The sequence below is a fragment of the Streptomyces sp. NPDC096048 genome (assembly GCF_044763415.1).
In the GTDB taxonomy this organism is placed as follows: Bacteria; Actinomycetota; Actinomycetes; order Streptomycetales; family Streptomycetaceae; genus Streptomyces.
In genome coordinates, this window is sequence record NZ_JBIWGG010000016.1 from 52,585 (window position 1) to 70,549 (window position 17,965).

General features: G+C 74.0%; 15 protein-coding genes. 6 read left to right on the top strand and 9 right to left on the bottom strand.

Annotated features, from left to right (window positions below):
* Position 1: 1 nt before the first annotated feature.
* From ACIQ6R_RS34305 to ACIQ6R_RS34315, 3 genes are read right to left on the bottom strand one after another with little or no spacing between them, the layout of a single operon-like run.
* The gene (locus tag ACIQ6R_RS34305) at positions 2 to 1,735 is read right to left on the bottom strand and encodes an L-aspartate oxidase (RefSeq protein ID WP_404225739.1); all 1,734 of its coding nucleotides are present in this window, start codon (positions 1,733 to 1,735) and stop codon (positions 2 to 4) included.
* Complete coding sequence (panC, locus tag ACIQ6R_RS34310; protein WP_404225740.1) at positions 1,732 to 2,733, bottom strand: pantoate--beta-alanine ligase; 1,002 nt, start codon at positions 2,731 to 2,733, stop codon at positions 1,732 to 1,734. The genes ACIQ6R_RS34305 and panC overlap by 4 nt, the downstream gene beginning before the upstream one ends.
* Positions 2,730 to 3,704: a Rossmann-like and DUF2520 domain-containing protein gene (locus ACIQ6R_RS34315; protein WP_404225742.1), complete on the bottom strand. Its 975-nt coding sequence runs from the start codon at positions 3,702 to 3,704 to the stop codon at positions 2,730 to 2,732. Before ACIQ6R_RS34315 ends, panC begins: the two co-directional genes overlap by 4 nt.
* 238 nt (positions 3,705 to 3,942) lie before the next feature.
* Here ACIQ6R_RS34315 and ACIQ6R_RS34320 point away from each other — a divergent pair, with 238 nt between their 5' ends.
* Positions 3,943 to 5,127: a threonine aldolase family protein gene (locus ACIQ6R_RS34320; protein WP_404225744.1), complete on the top strand. Its 1,185-nt coding sequence runs from the start codon at positions 3,943 to 3,945 to the stop codon at positions 5,125 to 5,127.
* Positions 5,128 to 5,151: 24 nt separating this feature from the next.
* Here ACIQ6R_RS34320 and ACIQ6R_RS34325 read toward each other — a convergent pair whose 3' ends face one another.
* Complete coding sequence (locus ACIQ6R_RS34325) at positions 5,152 to 5,364, bottom strand: hypothetical protein (protein WP_404225745.1); 213 nt, start codon at positions 5,362 to 5,364, stop codon at positions 5,152 to 5,154.
* A gap of 178 nt (positions 5,365 to 5,542) precedes the next feature.
* Between ACIQ6R_RS34325 and ACIQ6R_RS34330 the strand changes: the two genes are divergently transcribed.
* Complete coding sequence (locus ACIQ6R_RS34330) at positions 5,543 to 6,649, top strand: DUF5937 family protein (protein WP_404225747.1); 1,107 nt, start codon at positions 5,543 to 5,545, stop codon at positions 6,647 to 6,649.
* A gap of 137 nt (positions 6,650 to 6,786) precedes the next feature.
* Here the strand turns inward: ACIQ6R_RS34330 and ACIQ6R_RS34335 are convergent, their stop codons facing one another.
* Both ACIQ6R_RS34335 and ACIQ6R_RS34340 read right to left on the bottom strand, forming a co-directional pair.
* Positions 6,787 to 7,461: a response regulator transcription factor gene (locus tag ACIQ6R_RS34335; RefSeq protein ID WP_310871979.1), complete on the bottom strand. Its 675-nt coding sequence runs from the start codon at positions 7,459 to 7,461 to the stop codon at positions 6,787 to 6,789.
* A gap of 53 nt (positions 7,462 to 7,514) precedes the next feature.
* Positions 7,515 to 8,717 (bottom strand): sensor histidine kinase, encoded by a 1,203-nt coding sequence (locus ACIQ6R_RS34340; protein ID WP_404225748.1) that lies wholly within the window; start codon positions 8,715 to 8,717, stop codon positions 7,515 to 7,517.
* A gap of 118 nt (positions 8,718 to 8,835) precedes the next feature.
* On the opposite strand from ACIQ6R_RS34340, the gene ACIQ6R_RS34345 reads away from it, so the two are divergent.
* Complete coding sequence (locus tag ACIQ6R_RS34345; protein ID WP_404225751.1) at positions 8,836 to 9,975, top strand: SAM-dependent methyltransferase; 1,140 nt, start codon at positions 8,836 to 8,838, stop codon at positions 9,973 to 9,975.
* Here ACIQ6R_RS34345 and ACIQ6R_RS34350 read toward each other — a convergent pair.
* The gene (locus tag ACIQ6R_RS34350; protein ID WP_404225752.1) at positions 9,940 to 11,091 is read right to left on the bottom strand and encodes an NADH-quinone oxidoreductase subunit D; all 1,152 of its coding nucleotides are present in this window, start codon (positions 11,089 to 11,091) and stop codon (positions 9,940 to 9,942) included. The two genes, ACIQ6R_RS34345 and ACIQ6R_RS34350, sit on opposite strands and share 36 nt — an antisense overlap.
* Before the next feature lie 31 nt (positions 11,092 to 11,122).
* Between ACIQ6R_RS34350 and ACIQ6R_RS34355 the strand changes: the two genes are divergently transcribed.
* Positions 11,123 to 11,653, top strand: coding sequence for a PH domain-containing protein (locus ACIQ6R_RS34355; RefSeq protein WP_404225753.1), 531 nt, complete (start codon positions 11,123 to 11,125; stop codon positions 11,651 to 11,653).
* A 275-nt stretch (positions 11,654 to 11,928) separates the two neighbouring features.
* Entirely contained in the window at positions 11,929 to 13,203 is a 1,275-nt protein-coding gene (locus tag ACIQ6R_RS34360) for a PH domain-containing protein (protein ID WP_404225873.1), read from the top strand.
* A gap of 36 nt (positions 13,204 to 13,239) precedes the next feature.
* Here ACIQ6R_RS34360 and ACIQ6R_RS34365 read toward each other — a convergent pair whose 3' ends face one another.
* Together ACIQ6R_RS34365 and ACIQ6R_RS34370 are read right to left on the bottom strand one after the other, a co-directional pair.
* The gene (locus ACIQ6R_RS34365) at positions 13,240 to 14,532 is read right to left on the bottom strand and encodes a hypothetical protein (RefSeq protein ID WP_404225754.1); all 1,293 of its coding nucleotides are present in this window, start codon (positions 14,530 to 14,532) and stop codon (positions 13,240 to 13,242) included.
* Between the two features lie 210 nt (positions 14,533 to 14,742).
* Positions 14,743 to 15,876, bottom strand: a complete 1,134-nt coding sequence (locus ACIQ6R_RS34370) for an alpha/beta hydrolase (protein WP_404225756.1) — start codon at positions 15,874 to 15,876, stop codon at positions 14,743 to 14,745.
* A 218-nt stretch (positions 15,877 to 16,094) separates the two neighbouring features.
* On the opposite strand from ACIQ6R_RS34370, the gene ACIQ6R_RS34375 reads away from it, so the two are divergent.
* Positions 16,095 to 17,906, top strand: coding sequence for a phosphatidylglycerol lysyltransferase domain-containing protein (locus ACIQ6R_RS34375; RefSeq protein WP_404225757.1), 1,812 nt, complete (start codon positions 16,095 to 16,097; stop codon positions 17,904 to 17,906).
* The last annotated feature ends 59 nt before the right edge of the window (positions 17,907 to 17,965 follow it).

The window sequence follows — 17,965 nt, forward strand, 5'->3', positions numbered from 1 at the left end:
GTCACTGCTCCTGGGGAGGCCGCGCCGGCTGGGGGCTGTGGGTGGTCGGGGGGAATTCTGGCGTGTCCGTGGGGTGCACGGCGAGGGAACGGTCCGGGTTCAGGCGTACGACGATGTGGCGGCGCCACGTCTGGTCGTCGCGGTCCGCGTGGTCCTCGCGCCAGTGGCAGCCGCGGGTCTCCTCGCGCTGTGCCGCCGCGGCCACCAGGACGCGGGCCACGCAGAGGAGGTTCGTGGCCTCCCAGGTGTCCACGCCCGGCTCGGACGTCTTGCCGTTCTCGTGCAGGGCTTCGCGGGCCTCGGTGTGGAGGTGGGACAGCCGGTCCGCCGCCCGCGTGAGGGAGTCGGCCGAGCGCAGGACTCCGGCGCCCTCGGTCATGATCCGCTGGATCGTGAGGCGGGACTCGGGCGGGAGGAGGGGGTGCGCCGGGTGCTCGGGGTGCGGGAGGGGCGCGGGCACGCGCGCGTGGAGGGTGTCGTCCGCGTGGCCGGCGGCTATGTCCGCGGCGATGCGCTCGGCGTAGACCAGGCCCTCCAGGAGTGAGTTGGAGGCCAGGCGGTTGGCGCCGTGCACACCCGTGCAGGCGACCTCGCCGCACGCGTACAGGCCGGGGACCGTCGTACGGCCGCGGGCGTCGGTGCGGACGCCGCCGGAGGCGTAGTGGGCGGCCGGGGCGACCGGGATCGGCTCGGTGACCGGGTCGATGCCGTGGGCGCGGCAGGCGGCGAGGATGGTGGGGAAGCGGTTCTCCCACATCCCCGCGCCGAAGTGGCGCGCGTCCAGGTACATGTGCTCGGCGTCCCGCTCCTGCATGCGGCGCGTGATGCCCTTGGCGACGATGTCCCGGGGGGCCAGTTCGGCCAGTTCGTGCTGTCCCCGCATGAAGCGCACGCCGTCGGCGTCCACCAGGTGGGCGCCCTCGCCGCGTACCGCCTCCGAGACCAGGGGCTGCTGGCCCTCGGCGTCCGGACCGAGGAAGAGGACCGTGGGGTGGAACTGGACGAACTCCAGGTCGCTGACCTCGGCGCCCGCGCGGAGGGCGAGCGCCACGCCGTCGCCCGTGGAGACGGCGGGGTTCGTCGTCGCCGAGAAGACCTGGCCCATGCCGCCGGTGGCGAGGACGACGGCGGGGGCGTGCACCGCCCCGACGCCGTCGTGCTGGCCCTCGCCCATGACGTGCAGGGTGACGCCGGCGGTGCGGCCCTCGGTGTCCGTGAGGAGGTCGAGGACGAGGGCGTTCTCGACGGTGCGGATGCCGCGTGCGCGGACCGCCTCGACCAGGGCGCGGGAGATCTCCGCGCCCGTGGCGTCGCCGCCGGCGTGGGCGATGCGGCGGCGGTGGTGGCCGCCCTCGCGGGTGAGGGCCAGGCCGCCCTCGGTGGACTCGTCGAAGTGCGCGCCGGTGGCGATGAGGCGGCGTACGGCGTCGGGGCCCTCGGTGACCAGGATGCGGACCGCCTCCTCGTCGCACAGGCCCGCGCCGGCGACCAGGGTGTCGTCCAGGTGCTGCTCGGGGGTGTCGCCCTCGCCGAGGGCCGCCGCGATGCCGCCCTGGGCCCAGCGGGTGGATCCGTCGTCGAGGCGGGCCTTGGTGACGACGACCGTGCGCAGGCCGGCCGCCTCGCAGCGCAGGGCGGCGGTGAGGCCGGCGACGCCGGAGCCGACGACCACCACGTCCGCGGCGATGGCCCAGCCGGGTGCGGGTGCGTGCAGTCGTATGCCTGTGCTGGTCACGAGGCGGCTCCGAAGGTGAGGGGGACGTTGTCGATCAGCCGGGTCGCGCCGACCCGGGCCGCGACGGCGAGGACGGCCTCGCCGGTGTGGTCGTCGCCGATCTCGGTGAAGTCGGACGGGTCGACCAGGGCGAGGTAGTCCAGCTCCAGCGGCGGGTCGGCGCGGGCCGCGTCGTCCAGCACCAGGTGGGCGGCGGCCCGGACGGCCGCGGCGCTGCCCGGGGCGGACGTGGCGACCGCGTGGGCGTCGGCCGCCGCGCGGGACTCGCCCAGGGCACTGAGCGCCTCGGCACGCGCGTGTGTGGCGGGCACTTCGCGTGCCCGCGCGCGCAGCGCCTCCTGGGCGGCGTGCCGGTCCAGGCCGGCGAACAGGGCCTGGGAGAGCGCGAGGGCGGTGCGGCGCTCCCGGGCCGAGAGGTAGCGGTTGCGGCTGGACAGGGCCAGGCCGTCCTCCTCGCGCACGGTGGGGACGCCGACGATCTCCACGCCGAAGTTCAGGTCGCGGACCATGCGGCGGATCAGGGCGAGCTGCTGGGCGTCCTTCTGGCCGTAGAGGGCGAGGTCGGGGCGGGTGAGGTGGAGCAGCTTGGCGACGACGGTGAGCATGCCGTCGAAGTGGCCGGGGCGGGAGGCGCCCTCCAGGCGTTCGCCCATGGGGCCCGCCGTGACGCGCACCTGGGGTTCGCCGCCCGGGTAGACCTCGTCGACGGCGGGGGCGAAGACGGCGTCCGCGCCCGCCTGCCCGGCGATCCTCAGGTCGGCGTCCAGGGTGCGCGGGTAGCGGTCGAGGTCCTCACCGGCCCCGAACTGCAGCGGGTTGACGAAGACGGTGACGACGACCTCGGCGTCCGGGCCGGCGAGGTCGCGCGCGGCGCGGACCAGGGTGGCGTGGCCCTCGTGCAGCGCGCCCATGGTCATCACGACGGCCCGGCGGCCGCGACGCTCGCGCGCGTGCAGCTCGTCGGCGGTGCGCAGCAGGGCGGGCGGAGCGGTGGTCATCGGGCGTCTCCCTCGGTGCCGTCGGTGCCGTCCATGCCGTCGGTGCCGCCCGTGCGGTCGGTGCCGGCCGTTCCCTCGGCGAGTACGCCGAGCAGGTCCTCGGCCAGTTCGGCCTTCAGCAGCCCGTGGTCCAGTGCCCGGTCGGCGGTCGCGCGGGCCATGGCCAGGTAGCCGGCGACGGCCTGCGGGGCGTGTGCGCGCAGTTCCACGATGTGCGCGGCGACCGTGCCCGCGTCCCCGCGCGCGACGGGGCCGGTGAGGGCCGCGTCGCCGGAGCGCAGGGCGTTGTCGAGGGAGGCGCCCAGCAGCGGGCCGAGCATCCGGTCGGGGGCCTCGACGCCGGCCGTACGCAGCAGCTCCATGGACTGGGCGACCAGGGTGACCAGGTGGTTGGCGCCGAGGGCGAGCGCGGCGTGGTACAGCGGGCGCTTGTCCTCGGCGATCCACTCCGGCTCGCCGCCCATCTCGATGACCAGGGCCTCGGCGGCCAGCCGCAGCTCCTCGGGCGCGGTGACGCCGAAGGAACAGCCGGCCAGGCGCTGGACGTCCACGGGGGTGCCGGTGAAGGTCATCGCCGGGTGCAGGGCCAGTGGCAGGGCGCCGGCCCGCAACGCGGGGTCCAGGACCCTCGCGCCGTACCGGCCGGAGGTGTGCACGAGCAGCTGGCCCGGTCGCACCGCGCCGGTCTCGGCGAGCCCGGTCACCAGGCCGGGCAGGGCGTCGTCGGGGACCGTCAGCAGGACCAGCTCGGCGCGCTCGAGGACCTCGGCGGGCCGCATGAGCGGCACGTCGGGCAGCAGCGCCGCGGCCCGCCGTCTGGAGGCGTCGGAGACACCGGAGACGGCCACCGGGCGGTGCCCGGCGAGCTGGAGGGATGCGGCAAGCGCGGGGCCCACGCGTCCGGCGCCGACGACGCCTACGGTGAGACGCGCGGGGCGGTCCCTGGGATCTGGCTGTGGGGTTGTGTTCACGCGACGGCGGCCTTCCCGTTCCAGTCCGCTCGGGGTACCGGACGATTTCTCGTCATGTTAACGCGATTGGTTCGCGGGGCGTCCGGTTGTCCACAGGCTGTGGGTTTCCGTGCGGCGACGCGGCACACCCACGCGCGCGTGGGACGAGCCGGGGCACACCCCCGACCCGCGCGGGAACGCGTGAAACCTGGGGGGAGACCGGATGCCCGCGCCGGCGTCCGCGCGGCATGATCCCGGCATGAGCGATATGGCGGAACAGGCGGACCAAGCACCTCAGGCGGAATCGGCGGAGGAGCGCGGTGCGCGGCTCCGGGAACGGCGCGTGGCCGCCCATCGTGGCGCCCGCCGCGTGCTCGTCGGCCCGGGGTTCTCGGCCACCCTGCGCGAGCGGCTCGCCCTGCTGGACGGGGCCGCCGAGCTGTACGACCTCGACGAGCCGTCCGACATGTACGGCAACGGCATCGTGGAGGCCCTGGAGGAGAAAGTCGCCGCCCTGCTCGGCGCCGAGGCCGCCGCCTTCTTCCCGACCGGCACCATGGCGCAGCAGGTGGCCCTGCGCTGCTGGGCGGGCCGCACCGGCGATCCGGTCGTCGCCCTGCACGGGCTCAGCCATCCCGAGAAACACGAGCGCAACGCCTTCAGCCGGGTCAGCGGGCTGCGCCCGGTGCGGGTGACCAGCGAGCCCCGGCTGCCGACCGCCGACGAGGTGCGCGACTTCGAGGAGCCGTTCGGGGCGCTGATGCTGGAGCTGCCGCTCAGGGAGGCCGGTTTCGTACTGCCCACCTGGGAGGAACTCACCGAGGTGGTCGAGGCCGCGCGGGAGCGCGACGCGGTGGTCCACTTCGACGGGGCGCGCCTGTGGGAGTCCACCGTCCACTTCGGCCGTCCACTGGCCGAGATCGCGGGCCTGGCGGACAGCGTGTACGTCTCGTTCTACAAGTCCCTCAAGGGCTACGGCGGCGCCGCCCTGGCCGGTCCCCGGACGCTGATCGAGGAGGCGAGGGCCTGGCGGCACCGGTACGGCGGCGCGGTGTTCCAGCAGTTCCCCACGGTGCTGTCGGCCCTGGCCGGCCTGGAGCGGGAGCTGCCCCGGCTGCCGGAGTACGTCGCCCACGCGCGCGTGGTGGCCGCCGCGCTGCGGGAGGGTTTCGCGGCGGCCGGGCTGCCGTGGGCGCGGGTGCACCCCGAGGAGCCGCACACCCACGAGTTCCAGGTCTGGCTGCCGTACGACGCCGAGGTCGTCGGCGAGGCCGCGGTCCGGCAGGGCGAGGAGACGGGGACCCTGCTCTTCTCCCGGGGCTGGAGCACGCCCGGGCCGGGGCTCGCGATCACCGAGGTCGGGGTGGACACGGCGGGCCTGGACTGGACGGCCGACGAGGTGAAGGCGGCGGTCGCCGACTTCGCGGCCCGGCTGGAAGCCTGACCGGCGGGGCGCCGGCCGCCCGGGTCAGCCGAGAGCGCGCGGCCACAGGGACCACCGGCGCAGGGCCCGCCGTACCCGGCCCCGCGCCGGGCGGCCGGCGACGACGGCCTGGAACTGGCGGCGGTCGTGCCACTCGCGCACGACCTGCCAGTCGTGGGCGCCGGGCGCGGGCGGCGCGGGCTCACCGAGCTGCCGGGCGCGGTAGGTGTCGATGAGGTACTGCTGCGTGATGCTCATGGAGATCGCCTTCTCAGGAGACGTAGAGGTCGAAGAGACGTACAGGTCGAAGGAGGAACGGGCTCCGCGGCTGCCCCGGTGACTCCAGACTGCTCCGGTACGGCTCCCCGGTCGCGCCGATTGACGGCGGCGGTCAATCGACGGCGGCGTTGTCGGTGGCGGGGTGCACCATGAGGGCATGAGCGTGCGCATCGACATCGCGGGGCTGCGGCCGGAGAGGATCGCCGTCGTGCCCTCACCCCTGGCCGAGCTGGGGATGGCGCTGCACGCGCTGTCCGAGCCGGGGCACCACCCGGGCCTGCAGGGCTGGGCGACGGGGGTGACCGCCCGGCTCGACTCGCATCTGGCCGACCGGATGTGCGAGGCCGACTTCCTGTGGCGGACGACCTTCTCGGACCTGTTCATGCCGTTCGCCGGCGTGCCGGGCCGCAGCACGCTGCCCGGCGCCACCCTCGCCGAGGACCTGGACCTGCTCGACAAGCTGTCCGACGACCAGTTCGTGGACGCGGCACTGGAGTTCACCTGCGCCCTGCCGTACAGCACCGGTGGGGTCTCCGCGCTCACGGACGCCGAGGCGCGCCGGCGCGCGCTGGATCTGGCCGCCGCGCGCGGACCGCAGCAGCTGCGCTTCAGCGAGCGGCTGCTGGCCGACCCGCCGCTGATCCGCGGCTGGCTGCGGCAGTTCGCGCAGGACTGCGACGAGGCGTTCTTCGCGGAGGCCTGGTCGCGGCTGCGCCACCAGCTCGCGGCGGACGCCCGCCACAAGACGGACCTGCTGCACCGCAAGGGCCTCGCCGAGGCGCTGGCAGCCGTGTCCCCGGCGGTCGCACTGGACGAGAGCGCCGCGCGGATCACGGTCGACAAGCTGGGCGACGGCCGTTCGGCGACGGCGGACGGCGGGCTCCTGCTCGTCCCGACGAGCCTGGGCTGGCCGCATCTGATGGTCCTGCACCGGCACGACTGGCAGCCGGTGCTGCACTACCCCGTCGGCTCTCCCGAGCTGGCCTCGCCGCCGTCGGTCGAGCAGCTCACACTGCGGATGACCGCGCTGTCCCACCCGGTCCGGATGCGGATCTGCCGCCATCTGGCCCGCAGCGCGTACACCACGAGCGAGCTGGCGCAGGCGCACGGCATGACGGCCCCGGAGATATCCCGGCACCTGGGCGTGCTGAAGAAGGCCGGCCTGATCACCACCCGCCGCCGCGGGCGATACGTCCTGCACCAGCTGGACGTGACGGTGGTGGCCCGGCTGGGCAGCGACTTCCTGGAGGGGATACTCCGGTAGCCCGCCGTGCGGCCGGTCAGCCGGTACGTGGGCGGTTCAGTCGGCCGATCAGTCGGCCGGTCGGTCGGTCAGCTGGTCGGGCCGGCCGGACGTCGCACCGGATGCGGCGGATTCCGCCCCCGCCCGCCAGGGGGGGGTCAGCCCTGTCCGCCGCCCGCCCGCACCAACCCGGTCTCGTAGGCGAGGACCACCACCTGCACCCGGTCCCGCAAGCCCAGCTTGGTCAGGATGCGGCCCACGTGCGTCTTCACGGTGGCCTCCGACAGCACGAGCCGGGCCGCGATCTCACCGTTGGACAGGCCCTGCGCCACCAGCACCATCACCTCGCGCTCCCGCTCGGTGAGCCGCTGGAGTTCCTTGTGCCGGGGCTCCTGACCGGTGGCCGGCAGCATCGGCGCGAACCGGTCCAGGAGCCGGCGCGTGGTGGAGGGGGCGACCACCGCGTCGCCGCTGTGCACGGAGCGGATCGCGGCGAGCAGCTCGCCCGGCGGCACGTCCTTGAGCATGAAGCCGGAGGCGCCCGCCTTCAGCGCCGAGAAGGCGTACTCGTCGAGGTCGAAGGTGGTCAGGATCAGCACCTTCGGTGCGGCCGGGTCCACACAGATCCGGCTGGTGGTCTCGACGCCGTCCAGCTTGGGCATGCGGACGTCCATCAGGACGACGTCCACGGCCGTCGAACGCAGCACCTGGAGGGCCTCGACGCCGTCGCCCGCCTCCGCGACGACCTCCATGTCCGGCTGGGCCGCCAGCACCATCCGGAACCCGGTGCGCAGCAGCACCTGGTCGTCGACGAGCATTACGCGGATCGCCATCGTGGCCTCTTCCTTACAGGTGTCAACGCGGTACGCGCGTACAGGGGCGGTTGTCAGTGTGCGGGTTTCAGCGGCAGCAGCACACTGATGCGGAATCCTCCGCCCTGCCGCGGCCCGGCGTCCAGGGTGCCGCCGACCATGCCGACCCGCTCCCGCATGCCGATCAGTCCGTGGCCCTGGCCGTCGAGGCCGCCCTCCTCGTACAGCTCGTGCGGGGCGCCCTTGCCGTCGTCCTCGACGAGCAGGCCGAGCCCGTCGTCGAAGTAGACCAGGCGCACGCTCGCGCCCGCGTCGGGGCCGCCGTGCTTGCGCGTGTTGGTCAGCGCCTCCTGCACGATGCGGTACGCGGTGAGCTCGAGGCCGCTGGGCAGCTGACGCGGGGTGCCCTCGACCTTGAAGTCGACGGGCAGCCCGGAGCTCCGGCACTGCTCGACGAGGTCCTCGATCTGCTGGACGTCGGGCTGCGGGACGTACTCGCCGGCCTCCTCGTGCTCGCCGGTGCGCAGCACGCCGAGCAGGCGGCGCATCTCCGCGAGGGCCTGGCGGCCGGTGGAGGAGATGGTCTCCAGCGCGTTCTTCGCCTGGTCGGGGGCGGCGTCCAGGACGTAGGCGGCGCCGTCGGCCTGGACCACCATCACGGAGACGTTGTGCGCGACGACGTCGTGCAGCTCGCGTGCGATCCGGGCGCGTTCGGCGGCGACCGCGACCTTGGCCTGCGCCTCGCGCTCCTTCTCCAGCCGTGCGGCCCGCTCCTCCAGCTGCGCGAAGTAGGCGCGGCGGGTGCGGATGGAGTCGCCGAGCACCCAGGCGAGGGCGAAGGGCACCGCCTGGAAGACCGCTACGGCGATGTTGTTCGCTATGCCCGTGTCCTCCATGGGCCAGCGCATCTGGGCGACGGGCGCGGCGCACAGCCCCATGGCCAGCGCGGTGCGGGAGGCCCAGCGGGCGCCGGTCGCGGCCACGGTGTAGACGATCACCAGGAGGGCGAAGTCGGCCGGCATGGTCGACACGTCCAGCGCCACTTGCCCCACGCCCAGCGCGATGGCCAGCAGCAGCATCTTCTCCGGCATCCGCCTGCGCAACGCGATCACCACGCACAGCAGCAGGACGAAGGGGACGATCAGCGCCGTCGTGTCCGTCCCCCGGGCCTCCTCCTGCGGAGCCATGGACATGACGGAGATCCCGAGCAGGACGAGGGCCCAGAAACAGTCGACCCCGGTCGGGTGTCTGCGGAGGAAATCGTAGAGGCGCTGCACGTAACCCAGCGTAGGGAAGGGAGATAGGTGCAGAGGTCAACCGGAGGGCCGATCCGCATCGCCCGCGCGTACTCCGCAAGGTGGAGGCCCCGTTCTCCTGTGCGCCTAGCCTGGCCCTGTGACGCGAGGGACGACAGGCATCGCAGGGGCTTCAGGGGCGTATCAGAACTGGCGGGGCTGGAGGGAAGCGACGCAGGACGCCCTCTACGGACCGGCCGGTTTCTACCGCGGCTCCGACGAGGGGCCCGCCGGGCACTTCCGAACGTCCGTGCACGCGTCGCCGCTGTTCGCCGGGGCCGTGGCGCGGCTGCTGTGCCGGGTCGACGCGGCGCTGGGGCGGCCCGCGTCGCTGGACTTCGTGGACATGGCGGCCGGGCGGGGCGAGCTGGTCACCGGGGTGCTGGCCGCGCTGCCCGAGGACGTGGGCGCCCGTACGCGCGCGTACGCCGTCGAGCTGGCCGGCCGCCCCGAGGGGCTGGACCACCGGATCGAGTGGCTCGCCGAGCCGCCGGGCGGCGGGGTGACGGGACTGCTGTTCGCCAACGAGTGGCTGGACAACGTCCCGGTGGAGGTGGCGGAGGTGGACTCCGCGGGCGTGGCGCGGCGGGTGCTCGTGCGGGACGACGGGGCCGAACGGCTCGGCGAGCCGGTGGACGGCGCGGAGGCCGAGTGGCTGGCGCGGTGGTGGCCGCTGGCCGGTGAGGAGGGGCTGCGGGCCGAGATCGGACTCCCCAGGGACGCCGCATGGACGTCCGCCGTGGCGGCCCTGGACGGAGGGCTGGCGGTCGCCGCCGACTACGCGCACACCGTGGACGCCCGCCCGCCGTTCGGGACACTCACCGGCTTCCGGGAGGGGCGGGAGACGCCGCCGGTGCCGGACGGGTCGTGCGACATCACCGCGCATGTGGCGCTGGACGCGTGCGCGGCGGCCCAGGCGGCGAGGTGCGAGGCGGCCCGTGCGGCGAGGTACGCGGGGGCCCAGGCGGCGAGGTGCGCCCCGGAGTGCACGCCCTCGGGTGCTCTCCTGCGCCCCCAGCGCGATGCCCTGCGCGCCCTGGGTGTCACAGGCGCACGCCCCCCGCTCGCGTTGGCCTCCACCGACCCGGCGGCGTACGTACGCGCCCTCGCGGGTGCCTCGGAGGCCGCGGAGCTGCTCGCGCGTGGCGGGCTGGGCGACTTCGTGTGGCTGCTCCAGCCGGTGGGGCCCGTCGACGCCGCCGCGCTACTTGTCGATGTCCCCGACCACGAAGAAGAGTGACCCGAGGATTGCCACCATGTCCGCGACCAGTGTCCCGGGCAGCAGCTCCGCCAGCGCCTGGATGTTGTTGTACGAGGCCGAGCGCAGCTTCAGCCGGTACGGGGTCTTCTCGCCCTTGCTGACCAGGTAGTACCCGTTGATGCCGAGCGGGTTCTCGGTCCAGGCGTACGTGTGGCCCTCGGGCGCCTTCAGCACCTTCGGGAGCCGCTGGTTGATCGGTCCGGGCGGCAGATCGGCCAGGCGGTCCAGGCAGGCGTCGGCGAGGTCGAGGGCGTTGTGCGTCTGCTCCAGGAGGCATTCGAAGCGGGCGAGGCAGTCGCCGTCGGTGCGGGTGACGACCTTCAGGGTGTCCTGGAGTTCGCCGTAGGCGAGGTACGGCTCGTCGCGGCGCAGGTCGAAGTCGACGCCGGAGGCGCGGGCGATCGGGCCGCTGACGCCGTAGGAGTGCACGGCCTCGGGCGACAGGGCGCCCACCCCGCGCGTACGCCCCCGGAAGATCTCGTTGCCGAGCACCAGGTCGTCGAAGACACCCATACGCGAGCGCACGGCGGCGACGGCGGCACGCGCGCGCGTGTGCCAGCCCGCCGGCAGGTCCTCCTTGAGGCCGCCGACGCGGTTGAACATGTAGTGCATGCGCCCGCCGGAGACCTCCTCCATGACGTTCTGGAGGACCTCCCGCTCCCGGAAGGCGTAGAAGACCGGGGTGATGCCGCCCAGCTCCAGTGGGTACGACCCCAGGAACATCAGGTGGTTGAGCACGCGGTTCAGCTCCGCGAGCAGCGTCCGCGTCCACACCGCGCGCGTGGGGACCTCCATGCCGAGCATCCGCTCGACGGCGAGGACCACGCCCAGCTCGTTGGAGAACGCCGACAGCCAGTCGTGGCGGTTGGCGAGCACGATGATCTGACGGTAGTCACGGGCCTCGAACAGCTTTTCCGCGCCGCGGTGCATGTAGCCGATCACGGGTTCCGCGCTGGTGATGCGCTCGCCGTCCAGGACGAGCCGCAGCCGCAGCACGCCGTGCGTGGACGGATGCTGGGGCCCGATGTTGAGCACCATGTCGGTGCTCTCCGCGGCACCGCCGATACCGACCGTGGTCTCCGTCGTAGGAGTCATGCGCACAGTCTCCCCTACGTACCCTGGCCCCATGGAGACGGGGAGCCCTGACGACACGGGCACGGCGGGGACGACGGAGCCGACGGAGCCGGTGCGGGACCAGCCGGTGTGGACCGGCCTGCCGCCGGGGCTGCTACGCATGCGGCGGTTGTTGCTGGTGGTGTGGCTGGGGCTGCTGACGATCGCCGCGGGTCTGCTGCCCGGGCTGTTCCTGGGCCCCTTCTGGGTGGCCCTGGCGCTGCTGCCGTTGGCCCTGCTGGTGTGGGGCTGGGCGATGCTGGAACGCAACTGGCGCTCCTGGCGGTACGCCGAGCGCGCCGACGACCTGCTGATCAGCCGGGGCGTGCTGTGGTGGGAGGAGACCGTCGTCCCTTACGGGCGGATGCAGTTGGTCGAGGTGACCTCGGGCCCGGTCGAACGCCACTTCGGCCTGGCCAGCGTGCAGCTCCACACGGCCGCCGCGGCGACCGACGCGACGATCCCGGGCCTCGACCCGGCCGAGGCGGAACGCCTCCGCGACCGGCTCACCGAGCTGGGCGAGGCCCGATCGGCGGGGCTGTGACCACGCCCGGGGCAGCGGACGGCGCGGCCGGGGCCGGAGACGGCCCGACGGGCGCGGAGGACCGCACGACGAAGGCGGCGGACCGCACGACGGGTACGGAGCACCAGGCGGCCGAGGGGAGGGCGCAGGGCCACGCGCCCAGCGGCAGGACGGAGAACCGCACGGCCGGGGCCAGGGCGCAGGTCCACGCCACCGGCGGCAAGCAAGAGGCCCGCACGGTCGCCGGGCCCGGTGACGGCACAACCGCCCCCGGAACCGGTGTCGTCGAGCGGCGCCTGCACCCCGTCACGCCGTTGCGGCGGGCCTGGGCGCCGGTCGCCGTGGTCGTCGGGTGGGCCGTGCACGATCCCGACCAGGCGCAGCGCCAGTTGTCGCGGCTGACCACGACCACGCTGCTGATCGGGCTCGCCGTACTGATCCCGGCGGCCGCCCTGTACGGCTTCCTGACCTGGTGGTTCACGCACTTCGCGGTGACCGACACGGAGTTGCGCATCCGTACCGGACTGGTGTTCCGGCGCACCGCGCACATCCGGCTGGAACGGATCCAGGCCGTCGACGTCACCCAGCCGCTGCTCGCCCGCGTCGCGGGGGTCGCCAAGCTCAAACTCGACGTCATAGGCACCGGCAAGAAGGACGAACTGGCCTTCCTGGGCGCCGACGAGGCACGCGCGCTGCGGGCCGAACTGCTCGCGCGCGCGGCCGGACTCGCGCCGGAGACCGCGCACGAGGTCGGCGAGGCACCCTCCCGGCAGCTGCTGCGCGTGCCGCCCGGCGTCCTCGCCGTCTCGCTGCTGCTGACCGGCGCGACCTGGGGCACGCTGATCGCCGCCGTCGTCGTACCGACGCTGCTGTGGCTGGCCACCCACAACCTGTGGACGGTGCTGGCGACCGCCCTGCCCCTGCTGGGCGCCGCGGGCGCGAGCAGCGCGGGCCGGTTCGTCGGGGAGTACGACTGGACGGTGGCCGAGTCCCCGGACGGGCTCCGCCTCGACCACGGGCTGCTGGACCGCGTCCACGAGACCGTGCCGCCGGGCCGGGTGCAGACCGTGCGGATCGTGGAGCCGGTGCTGTGGCGGCGGCGCGGGTGGGTGCGGGTGGAGCTGGACGTGGCCGGGTCGTCGAACTCCGTGCTGGTGCCGGTCGCCCCGCGCGAGATCGCCGAGTCGGTCGTCGCGCGCGTGCTGCACGGGATGACCGTGCCGGCGGACGCGGAGCTGTCGCGCCCGCCGCGGCGGGCCGCGCGTTGCCGGCCGTTGTGGTGGCGCGGCTACGGACTCGCCGTCACCGACGCGGTCTTCGCCGCCCGGTACGGACTGCTGCGCCGCAGCCTGGCGCTGGTTCCGCACGCCAAGGTGCAGAGCGTCCGGCTCACGCGGGGGCCGTGGCAGCGGGCGCTGCGGCTGGCCGACGTGCGCGTGGACACGGGCGCGAACAAGACCGTGACCGCGCGGCTGCGCGACGCCGACGAGGCGGCACGGCTGCTGCGGGCGCAGGCGGAGCGCTCCCGTACCGGACGGCGGGACGCGTTGCCGGACCGGTGGATGGCCTGAGACCCCGTCGACCGCGCCGGCCGGTGCCGGCCGGCGTCAGGACACCGCGCTGCGCAGCTGCTGTACGTCGATCTGCTCCGTCTCGTCGTGGGCCGTCAGATCGATGACCTGGCCCACCCCCCGGGACTCCTCGCCGGCCGGCTTGAAGCCGGCCTCCGTCTCGGCCTTGTGCAGGGCGAGGGCCTCCTGGCCGACCACGTCGGCGAGATCCTCGTTCTGGACGGCCGCCAGGGCGTCGGACGACGACGTCCCGTCCTCGGGCTCGGCGTTCTTCGTGCCGAAGAAGTCGAAGCCACCCTCGACCGTCGGACGCCGCGCGGGAGCCGTCGGTGCGACGGCGACCGCGGTCGGCACCGTGAAGTGACCGGCGGTCTGCCGGGTCGCCTGGGTGGGCTGCGCGGGCCGCTCGTCGGGCTGCTCGGACCGCTCGGACTGCTCGGACCGAGTCGTCGGGGAGGCGGCGACGGTGCGCTCGTGCCCGTCGGCCGCCTCGGGCTGCCCCTGTGCCTCGTCCTCCCGTGCGGCCTCGGCCGCCTCCGCGCTCTCGCCGCCGCCGCTGCCGCCGCCGTCCCCGTCGTCGTCGCCGCCGTCGGGGTCACGGCCGTCCGAGGCACCGCCGCCGTCGCGGTCGCCGTCCGGGGCGGCGGGCCGGTCCTCGTCGAAGCGCGCCAGTGCCGCGTTCGCCCGAAGGAACAGCCGGGATCCCTCGGGAGAGAACACGGCGGGGGCTTCCTCGACGGCCTCGGTGGTCTCGGTGGCCCCGGAGGCCTCCTCGGTGACCTCGCCCGTGATCTCCTCAGTGGTCGCGGTGGCCTCGGCGGGCGTCTCCTCCACCGGCGCCGACCGTGCCGCCGGCAGCGCGGGCGTCTGCGGCACCGCCTCTATCTCCAGCAGGCGGCGGCCCTCCAGCGCGGTGGCCCGCTCGGTCTCCGCCGTGGCGTAGCGCCGCAGCAGGGCGGCGTGCTCGTTGCGCAGCCCCGCCAGCTCCGTGCGCTTCGCCCGCAGCCGGTGCTCCAGCTTCACGCGCAGCTCGCGCGACTCCTCCAGGTCGGACTCCAGTTCGGCGACCCGTTCCTCGTAACGCCACTCGTCGCTCGCACGCGCGCGCGTGAGGTCGGCGACGCGCCTGCCCGCCTGCGCGTCCCAGTGACGCATGACGACCGCACCGACGACGGCCGTCACCGCAGCGGCCGCGGCCAGTGAGCGCAGGATCATCGCTTCGCTGAACACCCAGGGGCCGACGGCACAGACGACCGAGACGCCTGCGATCGCCGACGGAGGAAGCAGCCGGTGCAAGGGCGGGGAATGGCGGTGACGTCCACGTGGCATGGCCAGAAACTTACCGCGCGTAGGCGAATCTTGGCGCCCCGCCCCGTAAAAACACAGCCTTCTCCGACGCTTTCACACGGCATCAGGAATCCACATGCCCGGGGGCGGGCGAATTATTTCAAGATCATTTCCTGTGGCCGCCCGTCACCGCCCGCCGAACGGCCCGTCACCACCCGCCGAACGGCCCGTCACCACCCGCCGAGCCGCCCGTCACCGCCCGCCGAGCCGCTCGCTGAGCCACTCCAGGGTCGCGGGAATCTCGCGCCGCCACGTATTGAAGTTGTGCCCGCCGCTTTCCAGGATGATCGACGAGATCCGCGTCGGCTTCCTGTCCTTCACCCGCTCGATGAACTCCAGCGTGTCCTTGTAGTTCGTCTCGCCGGACCTGCTGCTGGTGACGAGCAGTGAAGTGTCGGGCGCGGGCATGTTCTCGAGACACCACCAAAGGTCGGCCCGGTTCTTCCGTCCCTCGTCGCCCTGGAAGAGGTCGCCCGTGGTGGGATCGCTGGGCGCGTCGTAGTAGGCGGAGAGCCCGGCCCCGGCGCCGTACACCTGGGGATGGTGCATGGCGAGTTTCAGGGCGCAGTAACCGCCGGTCGAGTTGCCGACGATGCCCCAGCTGCCCGGCCCGCGGTCCACGCGGTAGTGGGCGCTCACGGCCTCGGGCAGGTCCACGGCGAAGAACGACTCCGTCCGCGGGCCGCCCGGGACGTCCACGCACTCCGTGTCGCGCGGCGGCGCCACCGTGGGCCGCAGCATCACCAGGATCATCGGCCGCATCCGGCCCGCCTTGGCCAGGTCGAGCGCCGTACGCGGGTAGTGGAGCTTGTCCACCAGTGCCGAGGCCGTCCCCGGATAGCCGGTCAGGACGACGGCCGCGGGGAACGTACGGGCGCGGTGCCGCGCCTGGAAGTACTCCGGCGGCAGATAGACGTACGCGGGCGAGGCGATCCGCGTCGTACGGCCGACCACCTGTATCTCCTGGATCCGGCCGCCGACCTCCGGCCGCGCCCCGCCCGCCCGGCTGACCCGCCGGTCGCCGACGACCTGGAGCGGACCGCCGGCCCCGTCGGCCCCGTCGGCCGAGTGGTCGACGACCACGCCCTTGCCGTTCTCCCGGCCGAACAGGTCGGCCCAGCTGCCGTAGAACCCGAAGGACTGGTTGGCCACCAGCCCCACCGCGGCGAAGACCGCCAACTGGGTGGCGAACAGCAGGCCCACCCGCCCGAGGACGGCCCGTACGCTCCGCCGGGCCAGCCGTGGCCACAGCCACACCGTGCCGGCGAACAGCAGCACGCCGGACAGGACCGCCAGCGCCAGCACCTTGTTGCTCGTGAGACCCATGCGTTGCTACCTGCCTGCGCTTTCCATGCGTCCGTTCGGGCCATCCGCCCGGACCACCGTCCCGTCGCACCGGTCGGGGTTTCCGACGAGGGGGAGTGAACCTCTCCCACCAAGACACCGTCCTAGAGGGCGCAATGTCGCCGGATGCCCGAAACGGGCCCGGATCCACGGTCTCTCGCAGAACTACGGGTGCGATGTCTGTCAGGACAGATGAGGAAATGTCGGGTGTGGTTCCGACGAAGCCCACGAGCGTACGCCGGGTGCCGCGCGGCCCGCGCCCGGAGGCCGTGCCCCTCCTCGTCGGCCGCGCCTGCGCGCTCGTGGGCCTGCTGGACATCGCCGCCGGCGTCTTCCCGCGGTTCCGGCACAGCCGTATGCACGCCCTCGCCGAGGTGCTGCCCGGCTCGTTCGGCCCGTTCGCGGCGGCGCTCTCGCTCAGTGCCGGGGTGCTGTTGCTGCTGCTCGCGCACGGACTCAAGCGCCGCAAGCGCCGGGCGTGGCGGGCGGCCGTGGCCCTGCTGCCGCTCGGCGCCGTGGCGCAGTTCACCTACCGGCACTCCCTCGTCGGGGTGCTGATCTCCCTCGCGCTGCTCCTGCCCCTGCTGCGGCACCGGGACCAGTTCGCGGCGCTGCCCGACCCGCGCAGCCGGTGGCGGGCGCTCGCCAACTTCGTGCTCATGGGCGCCGGTTCCCTCGCCCTCGGCCTCGTCGTCGTCAACGCCCACCCGCACCGCATGGTCGGCGACCCGAGCCTGGCCGACCGCCTCACCCACGTGCTGTACGGCCTGTTCGGCGTCGAGGGCCCGGTCGACTACGGGGGCAACACCTCCTGGACGGTCGCGTTCTCCCTCGGCGCCCTCGGCCTGCTCACCGCCGTCACCACCGTCTACCTGGCCTTCCGCCCCGAACACCCCGCCGCCCGCCTCACCGAGGACGACGAGGCCCGCCTGCGCGCCCTGCTGGCCAGGCACGGCGGCCGGGACTCCCTCGGCCACTTCGCGCTGCGCCGGGACAAGGCCGTCGTCTTCTCCCCCAGCGGCAAGGCGGCGGTGACGTACCGCGTCGTCTCCGGCGTGATGCTGGCCAGCGGCGACCCGATCGGCGACGTCGAGGCCTGGCCCGGCGCCATCGAACGCTTCATGGACGAGGCCCGCGCCCACTCCTGGACGCCCGCCGTCATGGGCTGTTCCGAGACCGGCGGCGAGGTGTGGACCCGCGAGACCGGGCTCGACGCCCTCGAACTGGGCGACGAGGCGGTGGTGGACGTCGCGGATTTCTCCCTGGCCGGCCGCGCGATGCGCAACGTGCGCCAGATGGTCAAGCGCATCGAGCGCGCCGGTTACGAGACCCGGGTACGGCGCGTGGCTGACCTCGGCGACGCCGAACTGGACCGCGTCCGCCGGGCCGCCGACGACTGGCGCGGCACCGACACCGAGCGGGGCTTCTCCATGGCTCTGGGCCGCGTCGGCGACCCCTCCGACGGGGACTGCCTGATAGCCACCGCCCACAAGCAGGACGCCGAACCCGGCGAGTACGGCGACCTGAAGGCGATCCTGCACTTCGTGCCGTGGGGCACCGACGGGGTGTCGCTCGACCTGATGCGCCGCGACCGCTCGGCCGACCCCGGCATGAACGAACTGCTGATCGTGGCCGCGCTCCAGGCCGCCCCCAGGCTCGGCATCGCGCGCGTCTCGCTGAACTTCGCCATGTTCCGCGCGGCGCTCGCCCGGGGCGAGAAGATCGGCGCGGGGCCGGTGCTGCGTGCCTGGCGCGGGCTGCTGGTCTTCCTCTCCCGGTGGTTCCAGATCGAGTCCCTGTACAAGTTCAACGCCAAGTTCCGCCCCCGGTGGGAACCCCGTTTCGTGGTCTACCGCGCCTCCGCCGACCTCCCCCGCATCGGCTTCGCCGCCATGCAGGCCGAGGGCTTCGTCACCCTCGCCCCGCCCCTCCCCCGCTTCCTGCGCCGCCGCACCACCGCGCGCCGCCCGTGCACCCACCGCGTGGTGGAGCAGGACGCCCGGGCGGCGTGAGGGATCCGCGTGCGCGAGGCGGCTCCCCGCCCCGCGGGGCCGGGCCGCGAGGGAAGGCC